General features: G+C 36.1%; 19 protein-coding genes and 2 pseudogenes. 8 read left to right on the forward strand and 13 right to left on the reverse strand.

What is annotated here, in order from left to right; all coding sequences use genetic code 11:
- The first annotated feature begins 85 nt into the window (after positions 1-85).
- Both ACZ9HT_RS10075 and ACZ9HT_RS10080 read left to right on the forward strand, forming a co-directional pair.
- Positions 86-1357 (forward strand): ABC transporter permease, encoded by a 1272-nt coding sequence (locus ACZ9HT_RS10075; RefSeq protein ID WP_476040359.1) that lies wholly within the window; start codon positions 86-88, stop codon positions 1355-1357.
- 115 nt (positions 1358-1472) lie between these two features.
- A complete protein-coding gene (locus ACZ9HT_RS10080) occupies positions 1473-2669 on the forward strand; it encodes an efflux RND transporter periplasmic adaptor subunit (RefSeq protein WP_476040360.1) in 1197 nt (398 codons plus the stop codon).
- A gap of 48 nt (positions 2670-2717) precedes the next feature.
- Here ACZ9HT_RS10080 and ACZ9HT_RS10085 read toward each other — a convergent pair whose 3' ends face one another.
- On the reverse strand, positions 2718-3314 hold the full coding sequence (locus ACZ9HT_RS10085) for a hypothetical protein (protein WP_476040361.1): 597 nt from the start codon (positions 3312-3314) through the stop codon (positions 2718-2720).
- Between the two features lie 57 nt (positions 3315-3371).
- On the opposite strand from ACZ9HT_RS10085, the gene ACZ9HT_RS10090 reads away from it, so the two are divergent.
- Entirely contained in the window at positions 3372-4580 is a 1209-nt protein-coding gene (locus ACZ9HT_RS10090) for a hypothetical protein (protein WP_476040362.1), read from the forward strand.
- Here ACZ9HT_RS10090 and ACZ9HT_RS10095 read toward each other — a convergent pair.
- The 4 genes and pseudogenes from ACZ9HT_RS10095 to lptB form a co-directional block, all read right to left on the reverse strand.
- Positions 4577-5227: an HD domain-containing protein gene (locus ACZ9HT_RS10095; protein WP_476040363.1), complete on the reverse strand. Its 651-nt coding sequence runs from the start codon at positions 5225-5227 to the stop codon at positions 4577-4579. The two genes, ACZ9HT_RS10090 and ACZ9HT_RS10095, sit on opposite strands and share 4 nt — an antisense overlap.
- A 14-nt stretch (positions 5228-5241) precedes the next feature.
- Positions 5242-5817 carry a hypothetical protein gene (locus tag ACZ9HT_RS10100; protein ID WP_476040364.1) on the reverse strand — a complete coding sequence of 192 codons (576 nt, stop codon included), beginning with the start codon at positions 5815-5817 and terminating at the stop codon, positions 5242-5244.
- An 89-nt stretch (positions 5818-5906) separates the two neighbouring features.
- Positions 5907-7634, reverse strand: a complete 1728-nt coding sequence (locus ACZ9HT_RS10105) for an ABC transporter ATP-binding protein (RefSeq protein WP_476040516.1) — start codon at positions 7632-7634, stop codon at positions 5907-5909.
- A gap of 460 nt (positions 7635-8094) precedes the next feature.
- Positions 8095-8820, reverse strand: a pseudogene (gene lptB, locus ACZ9HT_RS10110) (LPS export ABC transporter ATP-binding protein); the annotation flags it as partial.
- Between the two features lie 130 nt (positions 8821-8950).
- Between lptB and ACZ9HT_RS10115 the strand changes: the two are divergent.
- Positions 8951-9445 carry an RNA polymerase sigma factor gene (locus tag ACZ9HT_RS10115; protein WP_476040365.1) on the forward strand — a complete coding sequence of 165 codons (495 nt, stop codon included), beginning with the start codon at positions 8951-8953 and terminating at the stop codon, positions 9443-9445.
- The gene (locus ACZ9HT_RS10120) at positions 9438-10112 is read left to right on the forward strand and encodes a beta-carotene 15,15'-monooxygenase (RefSeq protein WP_476040366.1); all 675 of its coding nucleotides are present in this window, start codon (positions 9438-9440) and stop codon (positions 10110-10112) included. Before ACZ9HT_RS10115 ends, ACZ9HT_RS10120 begins: the two co-directional genes overlap by 8 nt.
- A gap of 31 nt (positions 10113-10143) precedes the next feature.
- On the opposite strand, the gene rpoN is transcribed toward ACZ9HT_RS10120, so the two are convergent.
- From rpoN to ACZ9HT_RS10150, 6 genes are all read right to left on the reverse strand, one after another.
- On the reverse strand, positions 10144-11622 hold the full coding sequence (gene rpoN / locus ACZ9HT_RS10125; protein ID WP_476040367.1) for an RNA polymerase factor sigma-54: 1479 nt from the start codon (positions 11620-11622) through the stop codon (positions 10144-10146).
- 25 nt (positions 11623-11647) lie between these two features.
- Positions 11648-11941: a type II toxin-antitoxin system RelE/ParE family toxin gene (locus ACZ9HT_RS10130; protein ID WP_476040368.1), complete on the reverse strand. Its 294-nt coding sequence runs from the start codon at positions 11939-11941 to the stop codon at positions 11648-11650.
- Complete coding sequence (locus ACZ9HT_RS10135) at positions 11929-12147, reverse strand: hypothetical protein (RefSeq protein WP_476040369.1); 219 nt, start codon at positions 12145-12147, stop codon at positions 11929-11931. Before ACZ9HT_RS10135 ends, ACZ9HT_RS10130 begins: the two co-directional genes overlap by 13 nt.
- 33 nt (positions 12148-12180) lie before the next feature.
- On the reverse strand, positions 12181-13626 hold the full coding sequence (gene asnS, locus ACZ9HT_RS10140; protein WP_476040370.1) for an asparagine--tRNA ligase: 1446 nt from the start codon (positions 13624-13626) through the stop codon (positions 12181-12183).
- Positions 13627-13908: 282 nt separating this feature from the next.
- Positions 13909-14523: a hypothetical protein gene (locus ACZ9HT_RS10145; protein WP_476040371.1), complete on the reverse strand. Its 615-nt coding sequence runs from the start codon at positions 14521-14523 to the stop codon at positions 13909-13911.
- 4 nt (positions 14524-14527) lie between these two features.
- Positions 14528-15202, reverse strand: a complete 675-nt coding sequence (locus ACZ9HT_RS10150) for an LA_2272 family surface repeat-containing protein (RefSeq protein ID WP_476040372.1) — start codon at positions 15200-15202, stop codon at positions 14528-14530.
- 101 nt (positions 15203-15303) lie between these two features.
- Between ACZ9HT_RS10150 and ACZ9HT_RS10155 the strand changes: the two genes are divergently transcribed.
- Both ACZ9HT_RS10155 and ACZ9HT_RS10160 read left to right on the forward strand, forming a co-directional pair.
- A complete protein-coding gene (locus ACZ9HT_RS10155; protein WP_476040373.1) occupies positions 15304-16248 on the forward strand; it encodes an XRE family transcriptional regulator in 945 nt (314 codons plus the stop codon).
- Between the two features lie 39 nt (positions 16249-16287).
- Complete coding sequence (locus ACZ9HT_RS10160; protein ID WP_476040374.1) at positions 16288-16641, forward strand: hypothetical protein; 354 nt, start codon at positions 16288-16290, stop codon at positions 16639-16641.
- A gap of 552 nt (positions 16642-17193) precedes the next feature.
- Here ACZ9HT_RS10160 and rimM read toward each other — a convergent pair.
- Together rimM and ACZ9HT_RS10170 are read right to left on the reverse strand one after the other, a co-directional pair.
- Positions 17194-17736 carry a ribosome maturation factor RimM gene (gene rimM / locus ACZ9HT_RS10165; RefSeq protein ID WP_476040375.1) on the reverse strand — a complete coding sequence of 181 codons (543 nt, stop codon included), beginning with the start codon at positions 17734-17736 and terminating at the stop codon, positions 17194-17196.
- Positions 17737-17916: 180 nt separating this feature from the next.
- A pseudogene (locus ACZ9HT_RS10170) lies at positions 17917-18531 on the reverse strand (30S ribosomal protein S16); the annotation flags it as partial.
- Between the two features lie 560 nt (positions 18532-19091).
- On the opposite strand from ACZ9HT_RS10170, the gene ACZ9HT_RS10175 reads away from it, so the two are divergent.
- Positions 19092-19502, forward strand: a complete 411-nt coding sequence (locus ACZ9HT_RS10175) for a hypothetical protein (protein WP_476040376.1) — start codon at positions 19092-19094, stop codon at positions 19500-19502.
- Position 19503 lies beyond the last annotated feature (1 nt).

Consider the following 19503-nt stretch of genomic DNA (forward strand, 5'->3'; position numbering starts at 1 on the left):
TATTAAATTGACATCAAAGGAAAATTGACTCCAAGAAATTAACCGGCGAAGCCGAATTGACTTGAAAAAATTGACTTAAAAAATTATGAACATTATTTTTAAACTCGATACCTGGCAAGAAATTTATCATTCTCTACAGAATAATAAACTTCGAACTTTTCTCACCATGATCGGTGTTGGATGGGGCATGTTCCTTTTTGTAGCGCTTTTGGGTGCCGCGAAAGGAATGGAGAATGGGTTTGACAAAGCTTTTGCAGGTTTCGCGACGAACTCTATTTTTCTTTGGGCACAAAACACCGCGATTCCTTACGACGGTTTCCCGAAAGGCCGACAAATGGCTTTACATTTACCAGACATTCAGATCTTAGAGAAAAAAATACCCGAAATTGATTATATTTCTCCACAGTCTACCCGCGGAAATTTTGGCACTCCCGGCGAACTTTTTTCTAAAAACGGCAAAAATGAGACTTATACCTTGACCGGAGATTATCCCATTGGAAATAAAATTTCAGAAAAAAAATTAATTTTTGGAAGGTATATTAATGATGCAGACATCAGCCAAAATAAAAATGTCATCGTCATCGGTGAGGAAATTTATAAGAACTTCTTCGATGCTAAGAAGAACGAAAACCCTTTGGGAAAATCAGTCACCGTGAAAGGTTTATTTTTCAATGTCATCGGTGTTTTTCGCGTTCAAAAACAAGGTGGAAACATGGGCGGTGACGACTCCGCCTACATTCCTTTCAGTACTTTCACCAAAATGTATAATGACGGCGATAAAGTAGGATTTTTTGCGATCGTGGGGAAAAACGATGCTGACTTAAATTTGCTGGAAGATGCCGTAAAAATTGAACTCAAGAAAAAATACAATGTTTCACCAGATGACACCAATGCTTTCGGGAGTTTTAACTTAGGAAAACTTTTTGGCAAGCTGACTGGATTTTTGACTGGAATGCAGCTCTTAACGATCGTTGTAGGAACATTAACCATTTTGGCAGGAGTCATCGCAATTTCAAATATTCTGTTGATAACGGTAAAAGAGCGAACCAATGAAATAGGAATTCGGCGGGCGTTAGGTGCGAAACCTGCAGAAGTTCGAAATCAGATCTTATTAGAAAGCGTCGTCATCACGATCACTTCAGGACTTTTAGGATTTATTTTCGGGATTTTTCTGCTCATGATCCTAAATGCTCTAACGGAAGGTCAGGATGCCTTTCCATTTTATAATCCAACCGTAGATTATGGAGAAGTCTTCGCTGCGATGGGCGTGATGGTTTTTCTGGGACTTTTAATTGGAATGATTCCCGCGCAACGAGCAGTATCGATCCGACCAATAGAAGCTTTGAGAACAGAATAAATTTAAAAAAACTATAGAAATCATTCATATATAATCGCAATTTGAAATTCTTTCAAACAAATGAAGATAAAGATTGGCGCAGACATATGACTGTAAAAAAGAATAAAAACTAATTATGAAAAAGAAATTCACCGTTAAAAAAGTTATTTATATCATCTTAGGACTCATCTTTTTAGTAGGATTAGTGATGGGAATTAGATATCTGATCAATTCCAACTCCAAAAAGAGCGAAATGTTTCTCACCAAAAAAGCCGTGGTTCAAAATATGGACGATAAGGTTTTGGCGACCGGAAAAATTGTACCGCGCGAAGAGATCGAGATCAAACCAAACATTTCCGGGATCATTGATAAAATTTTAGTGAAAGAAGGCGATCAGGTAACTGCAGGACAATTGGTAGCAACCATTAGAATTGTCCCGACCGTTCAAAATATTAATGCTGCTCAACAAGACATTAATAATGCAAACCTTCAGATCAGCAACTCCAGAATTAACGTAGACACACAGCAGAAACAATTTGCGATGCAACAACGTTTATATACTCAAGGTGTAATTTCTAAACAGGAGTATATTTCTGCACAGCAATCATTGCAATCAACGCAACAGGTCTTGAAAAACTCTCAACAACAGTTGCAGACTGCTCAAAAAAACCTTCAGATTGCGAGAACCGGAACAACGCCGGAACTGGCAAGTTTAGCAACGACCCAGATTCGGTCAAAAGCCACAGGAACCGTTTTAGAAGTTCCAGTAAAGGTCGGTAGTCAGGTTATTGAAGCCAACTCCTTTAACGCCGGAACTACCATTTGTTCCATCGCAGATTTAAATTCATTAATTTTTGAAGGTACCATTGACGAAGCTCAAGCCGGAAAATTGAAGGAAGGAATGGACATGAACGTGGTCATCGGTGCTTTACAGAATAAAAGTTTCCGTGGACGGGTGACGATGATCGCGCCGAAAGGAAAAGATGAAAGTGGAACCATAAAATTCCCCATTGAAGGCGATGTTTTCAATGAAACGCATGAATATATTCGTGCCGGATTTTCGGCGAATGGAGAAATTATTTTAAGCTCACAGAAAAACGCCCTTCTTTTAGATGAAGCTTTGATCCAGTACGAAAAAGTAAAAGGCGTAGATAAACCATTTGTAGAAGTAAAACAACCAGATGGAAGTTTCAAAAAAGTGTATGTGAAATTAGGCGCTTCCGATGGTATCAATGTTCAGATCCTCTCTGGAATAACGAAAAACTCTGAAGTGAAAGTCTGGAATCCTTCGGATAAGGATAAAGAAGCTTTGAAAGAACAGCAAGCAAAATAAATAAACAGCAAACAACAATCGATAATCCCGAAATTTTTCGGGATTTTTTTATTTCATTTTTCTGAATAACAAAGAGAAATTCAGGAAAAGTAACAACAAGTCTAACGTGATCCAGATGGCGGTTTTCATGTTTTCGAATTTCTTCTCTGCGACAAGTGTTTTGGAAATCTCCGAAAGTTTTGCACTTTGATTAATATAGTTGTGAATCTCGATGATTTGATCTTCATTTTTATTTGGAACGGCGTGCTGAGAAAAATAAACCAAATTTTTCTTGCCCATAAATGCAGCGATCCAAAACTGATCAGAGTCTTTCATATCCAGATAATCAATCCTGTAAAAATTGCTTCGGATGCTTCCGATATGTCGGGTTTCATACCTTGACGTTGTTTGATCGCCATTTTTAATCTTCACCAGATAAAAATCCAGTGGAAATGGCAGTTTGTTGATCAACTGAACCGTTAAAGAATTTTCCCGGTACTGCGTTAAGCTTTTAGTTGTAAAATAATAAGTAAAAAGTGCAACAGCAAAAGTGACGGTAAAAATCCGAAAAACTCTCGCCCACTTCTTCAGTCTCTTGCTTTTAAATACAGAAACAAATAAACCCGCCAAAAGAAATACAAAAAGGAGGAAAAATAAATAAAACATAGCGACAAATTTAATTAAATAATTATATTTGCCCTCACTTTAATATAAATTAAAAATATGAAAAAATCATTACTCATTTTACTCCTTTCCTTATTTACCACTGCGTTTTCTCAAATTATATTTGAAAAAGGTTATTATATTAATAATGGCGGCGAGAAAACCGACGTGTTAATAAAAAATGAAGACTGGAATCTTAATCCAACCTTTTTTACTTACAGATCATCAGAGGATGGTGCCAATTTAACAGGTAAAATAAGTGAAGTAAAAGAATTTGGAGTTTATAATTTTTCCAAATATGTCCGTTTCATAGGTCAGATAGATGAATCAACCGATAATTTGCAGTATTTAACGGATAAATCTGCGCCAATTTGGATTGATAAAACGGTCTTCTTAAAACAAATTTTTGTCGGCGATAAAAATCTTTACATTTATAACGATGAACAATTGCTTAAATTCTTCTATTCCGATGTAAATACGCCCATTACACAATTAATTTACAAACGTTATTTCCCGGCGAACGATAATGGCTCTTACGCAACAAATGATGAATATAAAAATCAATTGAAAAAATATTTTACCAGTAACGATGCCAGTAAAAAAATTGATAAATTAAGTTACAAAGAGCAGGTTCTTACCACTTTTTTTGAGGATTATAATCCTTTGCAAACTGCGACTTCTGAGCAGAGATCCCTTGGAGCAAAATCGATCTTCAATCTTTACTTACGTCCGGGAATTTCTTTCTCGAATGTAGATTATGAAGTTCCCGCAAATCCAGGTATTTCTTTAGCTTTTGACAATAAAATAAGTCCAAGATTTGGAGTTGAATTAGAATACGTACTACCTTTCCGTAAAAATAAATTTGCGTTATTTACTGAGCCAACTTATACGACTTACAAGCAGACAGGTAGAAACAGTGTAATTAGCAATTCCGAAGTTCAGTTCAGTGCCATAGAAATTCCAGTGGGAGCTCGTTATTACATGTTTATTAACAAAGATTCTAAAATTTTTATTGATGGTTTATTTAATTTAACAACGATAAAAGTGGGCGATAATTTTTTGGAATATGAACTTGTCGGCTTGACTGTGAAAAAAGAATTTAATGTAAATGCGAGACCAAATGCAGGATTTGGTTTAGGTTTTAACTACAAAGACAAATGGGTATTCCAGGCAAGATCTTACTTAAAAAAGTATATTTTAAACGATTATTTATTCATTAATGGTTACTACAATAATTTCTCTTTGATTGTTGGTTACAATATTCTTTAGAATGTAACCTGCCATTCTTTATAAAACTCTTCTAAAAATTTCAGCATGAAATCGTGTCTTTCCGACGCGATTTTTTTTGCGGTTTTGGTATGCATCAAATCTTTTAGCAGCAACAACTTTTCATAAAAATGATTGATGGTCGTTCCCTCATTTTTTTTGTATTCCTCTTTCGTCATATTCAGTTGTGGCGGAAGATCCGGATGGTACATTAAATTATTTTTGAAGCCCCCGAAATTAAAAGTCCGTGCGATTCCGATCGCACCAATCGCATCCAGGCGGTCTGCGTCCTGAACAATTTTCAGTTCAACAGGCAAAATTTCGGGAATTTCACCTCTATTTTTAAAGGAAATGTTTTTGATGATAAATAAAACCTGTTCAATAATTTCGGTAGAGACTTCGTGCGCTTCTAAGAAATCCCTCGATATTTTTAAAGCTAAAGTTTCGTCACCATCATGAAATTTAGGATCAGCAATGTCGTGCAGCAAAGCAGAAAGTTCTACAACTTCTAAATTGCAGTCTTCTGTTTCTGCGATTTTTTTCGAAAGTTTCCAGACTCTTTCGATATGAAACCAGTCGTGACCGGCTTCTGCACCTTCGAGTTTTACTTTTACAAAGTCAACGGTATTTTGAATTAAATGATCTTTCATCTTCTTAAAATCAACTATTTTTTAACTTCTACAAATTGATAAACCATCTCATTTTTCGGATTATAAATGATAGTGCTTGCATTAGGGAAACGTTTCACTTTGTAGTATTCAATATTCTTATCATTTTTAATGTCATCTAAAAAACTCATGTCAATAGAATTTGAGGGTAAGAATTTCTCAAAAAAAGTAATTTTTTCAATAATTGAAGTACCGTCAACTTTATCAAATTCTTTCTTAGATTTCGCTTCATCACTCGTAGGTTGATCCACTAAGGTTTTCAACAACAGATCTTTATCAGCAATTTTATATTTAAAAACGTAAAAAGGAGTACCGTTTGGAAAAGCGACCTTTCTTCCCACCTGATTGTCCATTGCTAAATTATTTTGATGTGGAAAAATTTGGTTGAACTCTATATTTTCTGAATTGACCAATTTTCCTAATTGTTCATTCACCGTTTCCTGAACGGTTTCTTTCGCTTTCTGTTGAGCTTTTGCTGTCGTTTCTGAAACGATGGTCGTAACGCTTTCTTCAATTTTCTGACAAGACGTTAAAGCGAAAATGCAGAAGGAGGAGAGGATGATTTTTTTCATTTATTTTTTTCTAATATTACAAAAATACTATTTATATTTTCCAGTTTAAAAAGCCTTTCAGCCTTTTGAAGGCTGAAAGGCTTCACTAATTAATTCTGCCGATACGTACTCATGAGTTTATCCAAATTCAAACTTCGTGCAGAGGCATCGAAAATTTCGCGATAAGTTCCCTGCATAGCAACCAACTCATCATGCGTTCCATTTTCTTCGACCTGACCTTTTTTCATGACATAAATCGTATCAGAATCTAAAATCTGAGAAAGAGAATGTGAAATAATGACGACGGTTCTACCCTCTTTTATAGCATCTAAAGAATTTTTGATCTGCTCTGTCGCAATCGCATCTAAACTTGCGGTTGGTTCATCCAGAAAAATAATCGGCGGATCTTTCAAAAATAATCTTGCAATGGCAATTCGCTGCTGTTGACCGCCGGAAAGTTGCGTTGCATCATGTTTATATTGTTGTGGCAGATCAATGATCTGATCATGGAGATAAGCTTTTTTCGCCGCAGTTTCGATCTCTTCAAAAGTGGCGTTCATGTTTCCATAACGTATGTTATCTTCAATACTTCCCTGAAAGATGTGATTTTTTTGCAGTACTAAACCAATATCGCTTCGGAGCGAAGTATTATCAAACTGATTTAAATTGATGTTATCCAGTTCGATCAATCCGGAATCCGGTAAATAAAATTTGCATAACAGATTTATGATGGTGGATTTTCCTGCACCACTCAAACCAACGAGCGCCGTAGTTTTTCCGTTCTCAATAAGCATCGAAACATTATTTAAAGCTTTTGTCCCGTTCGGATAAGTAAAGTTTACATTCTTGAGTTCGAATTTTCCTTTAATACTTTTTTCGACGAAAGTTCCGTTGGGTTCTGTTTCTTCTTCCGCATTTAAAATATCAAAATAACCCTCAGCATAGATCATGGCGTCGTTCATATCGTCGTAGATCCTGTGCAATTGCCGAATTGGTGAAGAAACATTATTAAATAAAAGGATGTGAAGCATGATCGCACCAATCGTCATCTTTTGATCCAGCACTAAATAAACGGTGAGCAAAATGATCATTACAACACCAAACTGCTCGATAAAAGTTTTTAAACCGTCATAGATAAAATTGGTTCTTCGCGTAAACATTTGGCTGCTCATGAGCTGCATCTGCAAATCATATTGTTTCTTGCCCTCAAACTTTTCCCGCACGAAACTTTTGATCACCATAATGGAATTGATCAAATTTAAAAGTCCGGAAGTTTTTTGCTCTCTCTGATTTCTTAAAGTCCGTCGGACGCCGGAAAGCTTTTTTGCCTGCAAAGAACTGATCACAAAATAAATGGGAACCACGATCGTAGAAACCAAACCAACATATACATTTTGCATGTACATGATGATCAAGGCGATAAAAGCGTTCGAAAATAGCGGTAAAATATCGATGAAGAAATTCTGCACCAACTTTGTTAAACTCTCAATTCCACGGTCGATGCGGATCTGTAATTTACCTGATTCGTGGTTTTCGTCGTTGAAATAAGCAACTCGGTACGTCAGGATTTTGTCGATCGCAGATTGTGCTAAAACCGAACTCGTGCTGATCCTGATCTTTTCGCCGTAAAATTTTTGTCCAAACTGGATGAAAATATTTAGAAATTCTTTACCGAGCAAAATCGCGGAAATTACGACCAGAACATGAATACCGTCTTTCATGGGATCCGGAAGTTGCGTTAGCTGAGTAACTTCATCAACCGTATATTTTAAAACCAAAGGATTCACCTGAGCTAACAAAGCTCCGATAAATGTGAGGAACAGCGTGCCATAAATCATTACCCGATACGGTTTTATAAACGGTATGAGTTGCTGATAAATGTGGTAAAGGGTGATTGTTCTGTTAAATGGCTTTGGCATATTCCACTTCTAGCTCAAGATTTAAAATCTTGCAGATTAAAATTTATGCTTCATAAAAGAAAGTTGTCAGGTAACGCAGTTGTTCTGTCCGGTGATTTTTTGCCTCACCCATTACCGTTTCTAAAGGGTATGCGTCATTGATTTCTTTCTTCTGAAAAAGGAACGCATTATTTGCATTTTTATCCACTACTTCCTTAAAAATATGTTCAATTTCAGAATTCGACAAAGAAGCGAAACTGATGTCTTCGAAACCGTAAAGCAATCTAAGTCCTTCCATTCCACGGAAATCATCCTGTACAAAATTTTGAAACTGCTGTTTCGCATCGAAATTTCCGGCCCAGATGTTATAGGCATAAGATTTCTTTTTTGGTCGGTTCAGAATATCCTGGTAAACGAAATTCTCGCCTAGATAGGCATCTCTAACTTGAGGATCGTTGGCCAGATCATGCGGAAGTCCTTCCTTCAGGATCTTTCCTTCAAACATGATATAGGTTTTATGCGTGATCGCAAGGGTTTGCTGCACATTGTGATCTGTAATCAGGATCCCAATATTTTTATCGACCAGACTTCTTACAATTTTCTGAATATCTTCTACCGCGATCGGATCTACTCCCGCGAAAGGCTCATCCAACAAAATAAAATTCGGACTTGTTGCGAGACAGCGTGCGATTTCCGTTCTTCTTCGTTCCCCTCCGGAAAGCAGATCTCCACGGTTTTTCCGCACGTGCTGCAAAGAAAATTCTTCGATTAATTCTTCACATTTCATTTGCTGTTCGCGCTTTGAAAGCTTGGTGAGTTGCAGAACTCCGAGAATATTATCCTCTACAGAAAGTTTACGAAAAATGGAGGCTTCCTGCGCAAGATAACCGATTCCTTTCTGTGCACGGCGATACATTGCGTCGCTTGTGATCTCTTTATTATCAAGAAAAATCTTTCCAGAAGTTGGTTTTACCAAACCCACGATCATGTAAAAAGAGGTTGTTTTTCCGGCACCGTTTGGACCCAGGAGACCAACGATTTCGCCCTGTGAAACCTCGACTGAAACGCCTTTTACCACTTTTTTCGGTCCGTACTCTTTAATTAAATTTTCTCCGCGTAGAATCATGTGGCAAATATATCATTTTTGTTCGAGAATTGTTGTGGTGAACCTTGCGCATCTAATCCTGTTCCAACTTGTTTACTGCAGAATTTTCCACAAAAAATCCTATCTTCGCTTCTGTAAATTTCCGTTGATTTTGAGCATTAAAGAAAAAGAATTTGCGAAACTAATTAAGGATAATCAGGGTTTGATTATCAAGGTTTCGCGACTCTACACCAATTCTTTAGAAGATGAACAGGATCTGTTTCAGGAAATTGTGTTACAACTCTGGCGTTCTTACGACACATTCAAAGGAAACTCAAAAATTTCGACGTGGATGTATCGTGTTGCCCTGAATACTGCTATTACACTTTTTAGAAAAAAAACAAAATCACCTCAAACTGATGAACTGATGGATTATCATCACCAGGATTTTGTGGAAGATGATGACGAAAAACAATTGCAGATCTCTCTGCTTTATCGGGTGGTAAAAATGCTTCCCAATGTTGAAAGAGCCATTGTAATGATGTATCTGGATGATTTGCCTTACAGAGACATCTCGGAAAACTTAGGAATTACCGAAGTTAATGCGCGCGTGAAAATGAACCGACTAAAAAAAACTTTAAAAGAACTAATGGAAAAACATGCCTGAATTTGATTTAGATAATTTCAAGAAAACTTGGCAGGAACAGAAAGTTCAACCAAAATATAACAGCACCGATATTGAAGCGATGCTGAATAAATCCTCACGGAATTATGTGAAATATATTCTTTGGATCAGTGCTGCAGAATTTCTTGTCATTTTATGTATGAACCTTTATTATCTTTTTCTGGGTGATGATTCTAACAGTTTTATGAATATCCTAACCAAATTGGGTGTTAAAAATTCTGTTGCTTTAGAGGCTAATTTTAATCATCTTTATTTATGTCTGAAAATAATCAGTTTAATTCTGACTGCCTTTTTTGTGGTTAAATTTTACAAAAATTACAAGAGAATTAATATTGAATCGAATCTCAAAAAGCTGATTTTACAAATTATGAAATTCAAAAAGACGGTCAACTATTTTATTTTGGCCAATATCTTTTTAATTATTCTTTATACAGTTGTTCTGGCAATTTTCACCTTCTGGACTTTATCCTCTCAGAACATTGAGCTTAATCATCCAACTTTAATCGGTTTCTACGTTGGACTTATTTTGATGATGGTTTTAAGTGTGATCCTGATTTGGATTTACTACAGAATTGTTTACGGAATAATTTTACAGAGATTAGGGAAAAATCTCGCCGAACTGCAGAAAATCGAAATCGAACAGGCATAAAAAAAAGGTCACTTTTCAGTGACCTTCTCATTTATAATTCTTTTCGCAATCGCGCCACCGGAATGCTGAGTTGCTCCCTGTATTTTGCAATGGTTCGTCTCGCAATATTGTATCCTTTTTCTTTTAAAAGTCCTACAAGTGCATCGTCGGTTAAAGGTTTTCTTTTACTTTCGGCATCAATTATATCCATCAAATGGGTTTTAATTTCTTTCGTAGAAACTTCTTCTCCGTCATCATTCGTTAAAGAATCCGAAAACAGATTTTTCAGATAAACAATTCCGTTCGGCGTATCTGCATATTTGCTTTTTACGACGCGGGAAATTGTTGAAATATCGAATCCGGTAATATCTGCTACGTCTTTTAGAATCATTGGTTTCAGAGATTTATCATCACCTGTAATAAAGTAATTCTTCTGCAGCTTCACGATAGCAGAAATCGTTTGCAGCAATGTATTCTGTCTTTGGTTAATAGCGTCGATGTACCACTTTGCAGCATCTAACTTCTGTTTGATAAAAAGTGCAGCCTGTTTATGTTCTGCAGATTTTTTATCGTGAGAATAAGTTGTTAAAATATCTTTATACTCGTCTGAAACCCTCAATGAAGGTGCATTTTTACTATTCAAGGTTGGATGAACTTCTACTCCTTTTTCACCATTATCCTTTACATGAATTACAAAATCGGGAATAATTTCCTGATTAATGGTAATTGTTTGCGTATCGAAGTTCCCACCAACTTTTGGGGAAAGTTTTGAAATGACTTCCAGCGCATCTTTCAAATCTTCTTCTTCAATATCATATTTCTGAATAATTTTATTGTAATGCTTGTTGGTTAGGGCATCGAACTGATTTCTCAACACATTCGCCGCTAAAGTAACCGCTTTATCTGCACTCACTTTTTTCTCGATCTGCAGCAACAGACATTCCTGTAAACCTCGTGCACCAACTCCGGGCGGATCTAATTTCTGAACGTAATTCTCTAAAATGTCTTCTGCGATCTCTTTGGTCGTATAAACTCCCAATGAAAATGCCAGATCATCTACGATCTGTTTGATTTCACGCCGAAGATATCCGTCGTTATCGAGGTTTCCAATGATATATTCTGCAATTTTTAAATCATCACCGTCGATGTTGACCAAACGGATCTGCTCTAAAAGATAGTCATATAAGGATTGTCCTTCCGTTAAAAGCGACTGGTTATCGAACTCTTCGTCATCCGCAGAATAATTGCTGGAAGTTGTTTTGTAAGCCGGCTCATCGTCGAAAATATAGTCGTTAACATCAAAATCTGTACTGATGCTTTCGGTACCTTCTTCCTCAAAGCCTTCATCTAAAGAAGAAAATTCTTCTTCATCTTTTTTTTCTTCCGCTTTTTCCAGGGCTGGATTTTCTTCTAACTCACGCTCCAATTCTTCCTCGAATTCGAGGGTATGAAGCTGAATTAGCTTCATTAACTGAATTTGCTGCGGCGCCAACTTCTGGCCGAGACGCATTTGAAGGTTTTGTTTTAACATGTATTATATTAAAGTAAATTACTTTTTAAATTTCTAAATTTTCGGGATTTCTTTGATTGTCCCAAAAGGAAAGAATCCTTATTTCATCTTTCTTCACTTCGTAAACCAAAGAAAAGAATTTCAATACTTGAATTTTAAATACCGATTTGTAATTAACGGGTATTCCAGAATTTGGATTTCTCTCTAAAAAATCTTGTTTTATATTAACTTCTTTTAAAATTTTCATCGAAAAAGCATCCGATTTATTACGTTCACACCAATAAATAAGGGTGTTATTTAATTCTTTCTGAGCTTTTTGAGACCATTTTATTTCAGGCATTCCAAAGCTTTTTTATTCACCTCTTCTCTTGAATTAAATCTGCCTTCTTCAAAATCTTTTATTCCTTCGTCTATTAAATTTTTCTGCCAATCCTCCAGTTTTTCTTCATTGGATTCGCTTTTAAAACTAATTTTCATTTCTTCAAAAAGCAATTTTAAAACATTCAATTGCTTTTGATTATCGGGATATACAATTAAATTTTCCATAGCTTTTGATTTTAACCAAAGTTAACTAAAATTTTAAAACTCCGCATTGTGAGGCGTTCTAGGAAAAGGAATCACATCTCTAATATTGGTCATTCCTGTAACGAAAAGCACCAATCTTTCCAAACCAAGTCCAAAACCTGCATGCGGAACGGAACCAAATTTTCTGGTATCCATATACCACCAAAGTTCGTGTTCATCAACATTCATCGCTTTCATTTTGGCTTTCAAAACATCAAATTTATCTTCTCTTTGGGAACCACCAATGATTTCGCCAATTCCGGGGAATAAAACATCCATCGCAGCTACAGTTTTTTCGTCTTCGTTCAATTTCATGTAAAACGCTTTGATATCTTTCGGATAATCAAAAAGAACAACCGGACATTCAAAATGTTTTTCTACCAGGTAACGTTCGTGCTCACTTTGTAGATCTGCACCCCATTCTTCGATCGGGAACTGGAATTTTCCTTTCTTATTTTCTTTGGAATTTTTTAAAATATCAATCGCTTCTGTGTAAGAAACTCTCTTAAATCTTTTCGTAATAACATTCTCCAATTTCTCTATTAAACCTTCCGAAGCTCTGTCTTTTTCCGGCTTTTGTTTTTGTTCATCTACAAATCTTTTGTCTAAAAACTCCAGATCATCTTTGCAGTGTTCTAAAACATAATTGATAACATATTTTAAGAAATCTTCGGCCAGATCGATGTTGTCTTCTAAGTTGTTGAAGGCAACTTCGGGTTCTACCATCCAGAATTCTGCAAGGTGACGCGTTGTATTTGAGTTTTCTGCACGAAAAGTTGGACCAAAAGTATAAACTCTACCCAATCCCATCATCGCAGTTTCTACGTTCAACTGTCCGGAAACCGTTAGATTGGTTTTCTTACCAAAAAAATCCTGTTCATAATCGATATCACCATTTTCGTCGCGCGGAATATTATTAAGGTCAAAGTTCGTTACCCCAAACATTTCTCCGGCACCTTCTGCATCAGCACCCGTAACGATCGGCGTGTTCATGTAGAAAAACTGGTTTTGATTGAAGAACTGATGAATCGCAAAACTCACTGAACTTCGCACTCTAAATACAGCACTAAACAGATTTGTACGGAAACGCAAATGAGCCTGTTCACGTAGAAGTTCTAAGGAATGCTTCTTCGGTTGAAGAATCGTCTTATCGCGTTCCTCGGTAAAGTTATCGCCTAAAATAATAATTTTCTTTGCGATAATTTCTATGCTTTGTCCGGCACCCTGACTTTCTACAACTTCGCCCACAATTTTTAAGGAGGCAGCATTGCTGATGTTCTTTAAGATCTCTTCATCAAACTTTTCAAAGTCAACCACAATCTGTAAATTGTTGATGGTTGAGCCGTCATTCAAAGCGATAAAACGGTTAGAGCGAAATGCCCGAACCCAACCCTGAACGGTAATGTCGTGATGAAGTATTTTTTTATAATCTCCTAATAATTCTTTAATGGTCGTTCTCATTTGCTAAAATTCAATATTTAAATGGTCGGGGGAATTCAATTTTAATTCCCGTTTTTACATAATCGGTATATGCAAACTTACTAAAAATTGGCGTAATTTTTGATGCGGAGAAAAATTTTTTTTGAAAAGAATTATGCGTAAATTAATATCGTTTTTGACCGTAAATTGAGCGTACAAACGATCTTCGTGAATGTCGATTTAAAGTTTTAAACAAACGATCTCGTCTTAGAGGACGAGATCGTTTGAAAAAAATGTGCTGTAAATTTAGAATTTTAGAAATCTCTACAATTTTATAGCGATACTTGCTTCGGCGGAAAACACATTAAACTGACCAGGGATCGTGTTTTTGTACCATAAACCGTACGGAGCAAAACTCGCTTTCAGACCAAAACCCAAATTTCCTTTCCAGATCCTGATGCCTTGTGAAAATTGCAGGGTAGAAAAGTCCTCTGCATCGATGATAATCGTCTTAGAATTTTCTTCTACGGGTTCCGGAATTGGATCATCTGGAATGCCCGTTCCGTCAAAAAACAAAAGGCTCAAAGTTAATTCGCTCACCCAGTCTAAGTTTTGATTTTTGATTTTTAACTCTTTTACGAGTCTGCCACCTAAATTAATGATGGTTGCTTTTGATTCTACGGGATAAAAAATCCCGTTTTTCCCATAGTCAAATTTGTAATAATTATTGCCGCTTTTTACTTGACCGCCCAGTTCCAGACGCGAATCTTCTTCTATTGGATAACGATACCAAACACCGAAGACGATTGCAGGATTTCGGGTTGTAATTTTAGGGGAAATTTCGGAGGAAGTTCCCAATTCGAAAAGCAGCTTCTGGTCTTTTTCTGTGGTTTGGGATTTGGCGAAAAACAATCCGAGAAATATAAACAGGATCTTCATGATTTTAAAAATTAATTAGAGGCAATGTTCTTTTTGAATTCTTATTCCAGAAACCGATCTGAAAAGACCGTCCGCTGGTATTTTTATTGACGAGCCCAATTTGAGCACCTTTGAAATGTTCACCACGATTTACAATACCGACCTGTAAACCTTTTCCTTTTGAATTCTGGTTGCTTCCGCCGACTTGGATTCCTGAGAAATCGTCTGCCGTATTTGATAAAGAAACCAACATTCCATTACCAGAAACCGCAGAATTATTAATCAAAGAAACATGCAGGCCATTGAGTTTCCCCGAATTATTATTGAAACCGTTGACCGTAATTCCATTTGTTTTTTCTGCGATATGATACATGGAAACTCCAATTCCATTAAGTGTTTTTCCTTCCAACATTCCACCGGTTGATAGATGAATTCCATTTACAGAAACGGTTCCGCTGCCTTCTTTTGGAACTTGGATCTCTTGTGGAATTAAGAGATAAATCAAAGAAATTGGATTGAGTTGGAAATTGAATCCATTGATCTTTTGATTCTCGTATTGATCCAGAATTCCCACATTTATTCCTGCCGTATTTTTTGGAATTTGGGATGGATTAATTGTTACTATTTGAGATTTCAGTTTGGGTTCGGGCAAATCCTGCCCAAAAATGAAAATTCCTAAAAGTATACTGACTGTTGCCATAAATCGCGTTTTCATACTGTTTGTTTTAAATTATAGGTCAAAACTAAGTGAGAAACCGAATCATCTAAATGTGGAAAAGAATTAAAATTTTTTCTACATTTGTGAAAATCGCAAAAATGCATCAGGAACTTTTATTGAAAGAGATCAGACGAAAAATTGGAGAGAAATCATTGAACGATGAGATCGCGAATATTCTGAATATAAGTTATGATGCCGCGCACAGAAGAACTTCGCAAAAGGCAAAATTTAGTTTTGAAGAAGCTGTAATTCTAGCAGGGTATTATCAGATTTCTCTGGATGAATTTCTTAAAACGGATCACCAGATCATAGCGAAAAAGACCAAACCGATCCGAACAATCCAAGATTTGCTGAATTATTTTGACGATGCTCTGCAATCTTTACAAGCCTATAAAATTAATCAGGATACGGAGGTTTACTATTCAGCGAAAGACATTCCGTTCTTCTATACGATTTCGAACTCCGCATTATCGAAATTTAAACTCTTTGTCTGGATGAATCTTCTTAATCAAAAAGATTTCCTAACACCATTTGAAGATTTTAAAATAGAAAGACATTCCGATAAAACGCACGATCTAAAAACCCTTTATGAAAACCTGAACGTTACAGAAATCTGGAATAACACCACCATTACAAGCATTCTGAACCAAGTTGCTTTTTATACGGAGATCAAGATCTTAAAGAAAGAAACTGCTTATGTCATTCTGAACGAACTGATCGATTTAATTAAAAGCATCGAGCAAAAAGCAGAGAACGAAAGTGGCAAATTTCAGATCTATGCGCACGATATTTTAATTTTGAACAACAGTATTCTGTTTAAAAACGAAGAGAAATCATCATTATTTATTCCGTTTAATATGTTTGGATATATTTCTACGGATGATAAAAACACGTGTGATGATGCTTTTAATTTTTTTCAACATCAGATCAAAAACTCAACATCACTGAGTTTTTCGGGACAACGGGACCGCAAAAAATTCTTTAACGAAATGCTGGAAAGGATTGAAGATCTGCAGAAAAAGATTTAGCAAAAACCCAGTATTCTCGTGATCAAAATTTTAATCTAAGTGCAATTTGGAATTGCTATGATAATTTTGATGATTTTAAACGCAAGGAACGCAAAGGGATTTTTATTATCGTTGTCAATAATGATGGGTGCAAAGGCGTTTCACTTGGCAAAGGCTAAGTTTTTTTTAACAATTTTAAATGAGAACTGGTTAAGAAAATCCCTGTTGCGACCGGATTTTATTTGTACTCAAAATTTTTGTGTAATTACCAGTACATTTTGGAATTGCTATGATAATTTTGATGATTTTAACCGCAGGGAACGCAAAGGTATTTTTATTATCGTTGTGAATAATGACGGGCACAAGGGCGTTTCACTTAGCAAAGGCAGAGTTTTTTTTAACAATTTTAAATGAGAACTGGTTAAGAAAATCCCTCTTGCGACAGGATTTTATTTTTAATCAAAATTTTTGTGTAATTACAAGTGCAATTTGGAATTGCTATTATAATTTTGATGATTTTAAACGCAAGGAACGCAAAGATACTTTTCTTATCGTTGTGAATAAAGAAGGGCGCAAAGGCTTTTCACTCAGCAAAGGCTAATTCTTTTTTTAAGTAATTATAGAAGTGAGTTGGTTAGGAAATCCCTATTGCGACGGATTTTATTTGTAATCAAAATTTTTGTGTAATTACAAGTACAATTTGGAATTGCTATGATAATTTTGATGATTTTAAACGCAAGGAGCGCAAAGGTATTTATCTTAACGTTGTGAATAATGAAAGGCACAAGGGCGTTTCACTTAGCAAAGGCTAAGTTTTTTGTTTATTACATTAAACGGAAATTGATTAAGAGATCCCTTTTGCGACCCGGCTTGAACGGAAATCCTTTTTTGGGTGGGGATTTAGAAAGGGCAGAAAAAGATTGGGAGTGGAAGACGGAATTTGTCGCCCAAAATAAAATTGAAAATCTACTCGTCTTTCTTAGATGGAATTAAGAAAACATCCATTAAACCTTCTGGTAAAGACATTTTAAGGAATTTCTCCTCGCGGTTCACTTCCAGGATCCAGTCTCTAATAATGGGAATAACGATTTGTTTGCCGCCCAGATCCAGCACAAAATAATGCTGACCGGTCTGATCGTTGATGGATTGGATAACGCCACAGCTTTTACCGTCTTCTTCGCGGATCTCGTAACCTACAACATCGTGATAGTAGAATTTATTGCCCGTAAGTTCCGGCAAAGTAGAAAGCGGAAGATAAACATCTTTGCCCACCGCCTGGTTGACCACCGCTTCTGTAGAATTTTTGAAGGAGATAATCAGCGTTTCGCCTTTGCTCCAGGATTGTCTTGCAACAAAAAAGGGAACCAATAATCCGTTGATGTCAACGAATATTGATTCCAATTTATTGTACATTTCAGGTTGATCTGTATCTAATTTCAAGAATACATTTCCCTGAAGACCGTGTCTGCGTGTGATTTTTCCTAAAAAATAGCAATCTTCTTTGCGCATAACGATTTGTTTTTTTGATTAAGCTTTTGCTTCGTCAGTTCCTTCTTCGGTAGCAGCTTCGTCTTTTCCTGTAATTTTTTCTGTAACGTTAGCAACAGTTTCTTTTACAGTATCAACAGCTCCTGCAACAGCAGCGGCAGCTTCTCCTACTTTTTCGGCAACTGTTTCAACAGCTGTTTTGTCTTCTTTTGGCTCTTCCGTTGCTTCAGCAGCGGGTGCTTTTGCAGCTTCTTCTTCTTCAGCAGTTTTTGCATCTTCTGCAGCTTTCGCTTCCGCAGCTTTTGCATCGGCAGCAGCTTTAACTTCTGCTTTTTTAGCATCTTCTTCTGCTTTCGCATCAGCTTCAACTTTTGCAGCAGCGTCTAGTCTAGTTTGGTTTACTTTAGTTTCTGCATCAAATGCTGCTTTTTTAGCATCATCTTTCGCTTTGCTAAGACCATCTTTTTTACCTGCAACTTGTTGCTCTTTTCCTTCTAACCAAACGTTGAATCTGTTTTCAGCTTCTGCCTGATCGAAAGCACCTTTGTCTACTCCACCTTGTAAGTGTCTTTTGTAAAGAACTCCTTTGTAAGAAAGAATCGCACGAGCGGTGTCGGTTGGTTGCGCTCCGTTGTTTAACCATTTTACAGCAGAATCGATGTTTAGTTCGATAACCGCAGGATTAACAACTGGATTGTAAGTACCAATTTTTTCGATGAATTTACCATCTCTACTTGCTCTTGCATCGGCAACTACGATGTGGAAGAAAGGTTTTCCTTTTTTACCGTGTCTTTGTAATCTAATTTTTACTGACATAAATGTTTGATTTTGTGGGAACTCGTCCCGATTATTTATAAGGGTGCAAAGATAACTATTTTTTCGAATGTAGCAATCGATAAAAATGCATTTTATTCTTTGAATTTGGTAATTCTTCAGGAGCTAAAAACCTGATTTTAATTTTATCTCGAGCCTGTCGACGGGCTGTATCTTTATTCCACAGAAGTTTCATAAAAGGACTCCGTTTTAAGCAGGGATATGAATCATGGGTTGGAATTCTCATTGCGATTTCCTTCACTTTATTTCTGCTAGTGATGCAGACTTCTTTCAGTCTGTAACAAATTCTTAAGATGTCACTGCAAATTCCGGTGGATGATTTTAGTGGCAATCGGATCTAAATTTTTATAAAATTGAAAATGAGTAAAAATAAAAATATTTTCTGCTGGCAGAGAAAGATAGACGAAAATTTATTAGTTCTGAAAGGATCGAGCGGGCAAAGATTTATTCATATACACCGCATAACTATTGAAAATATACAAAATATGAAAATATAGTAAAAAAAAATCCTATTAAATGCTCTTAAATTGTATCTTTAAAACATGAAATTTTTATTTAATTCCGTGCTTTTAAGCACTTGCTTTTTTCTCTTTAGTAACGCTCTGACCGGTTGCAGCACCAATAAAGACACTAAAGAAACATCAATCAAAAACGACGAAATTGTGAATACACAAAGTAATTTTAGCAAATTATTAAGTAAAAACAGTTCTTACACCCTGCATTTTAAAGTAGAAGAAAAAAAGAACAGTCCGGTAAGGTTTTACACCTATTATATTACGTCTACCAAAGATAATATGATCGTAAAAAAGGAAACCGGTATCGCTGCTGAAAAGATTTACTGGAAAAATGATCACACCTTAGCGATCATTCCCTACGTCGAGGTCATGCAACAAACTACAGACATTAATGAAAATCATCAACCCAATGAAATCTTAATAGATTTAAATAAATAAT

The sequence above is a fragment of the Chryseobacterium sp. UYP7 genome (genome assembly GCF_056279225.1).

Bases quoted from the DNA above. Each gene is read 5' to 3' on its own strand.
- ACZ9HT_RS10095 (WP_476040363.1), bottom strand. From the start codon at position 5,227: ATGAAAGATCATTTAATTCAAAATACCGTTGACTTTGTAAAAGTAAAA.
- asnS (WP_476040370.1), bottom strand. From the start codon at position 13,626: ATGAGAACGACCATTAAAGAATTATTAGGAGATTATAAAAAAATACTT.
- ACZ9HT_RS10105 (WP_476040516.1), bottom strand. From the start codon at position 7,634: ATGATTTATGGCACGCTGTTCCTCACATTTATCGGAGCTTTGTTAGCT.
- ACZ9HT_RS10150 (WP_476040372.1), bottom strand. From the start codon at position 15,202: ATGGCAACAGTCAGTATACTTTTAGGAATTTTCATTTTTGGGCAGGAT.
- ACZ9HT_RS10175 (WP_476040376.1), top strand. From the start codon at position 19,092: ATGAAATTTTTATTTAATTCCGTGCTTTTAAGCACTTGCTTTTTTCTC.
- ACZ9HT_RS10120 (WP_476040366.1), top strand. From the start codon at position 9,438: ATGCCTGAATTTGATTTAGATAATTTCAAGAAAACTTGGCAGGAACAG.
- rpoN (WP_476040367.1), bottom strand. From the start codon at position 11,622: ATGTTAAAACAAAACCTTCAAATGCGTCTCGGCCAGAAGTTGGCGCCG.
- ACZ9HT_RS10130 (WP_476040368.1), bottom strand. From the start codon at position 11,941: ATGCCTGAAATAAAATGGTCTCAAAAAGCTCAGAAAGAATTAAATAAC.
- ACZ9HT_RS10075 (WP_476040359.1), top strand. From the start codon at position 86: ATGAACATTATTTTTAAACTCGATACCTGGCAAGAAATTTATCATTCT.
- ACZ9HT_RS10080 (WP_476040360.1), top strand. From the start codon at position 1,473: ATGAAAAAGAAATTCACCGTTAAAAAAGTTATTTATATCATCTTAGGA.
- ACZ9HT_RS10090 (WP_476040362.1), top strand. From the start codon at position 3,372: ATGAAAAAATCATTACTCATTTTACTCCTTTCCTTATTTACCACTGCG.
- ACZ9HT_RS10135 (WP_476040369.1), bottom strand. From the start codon at position 12,147: ATGGAAAATTTAATTGTATATCCCGATAATCAAAAGCAATTGAATGTT.
- ACZ9HT_RS10145 (WP_476040371.1), bottom strand. From the start codon at position 14,523: ATGAAGATCCTGTTTATATTTCTCGGATTGTTTTTCGCCAAATCCCAA.
- ACZ9HT_RS10085 (WP_476040361.1), bottom strand. From the start codon at position 3,314: ATGTTTTATTTATTTTTCCTCCTTTTTGTATTTCTTTTGGCGGGTTTA.
- ACZ9HT_RS10100 (WP_476040364.1), bottom strand. From the start codon at position 5,817: ATGAAAAAAATCATCCTCTCCTCCTTCTGCATTTTCGCTTTAACGTCT.
- rimM (WP_476040375.1), bottom strand. From the start codon at position 17,736: ATGCGCAAAGAAGATTGCTATTTTTTAGGAAAAATCACACGCAGACAC.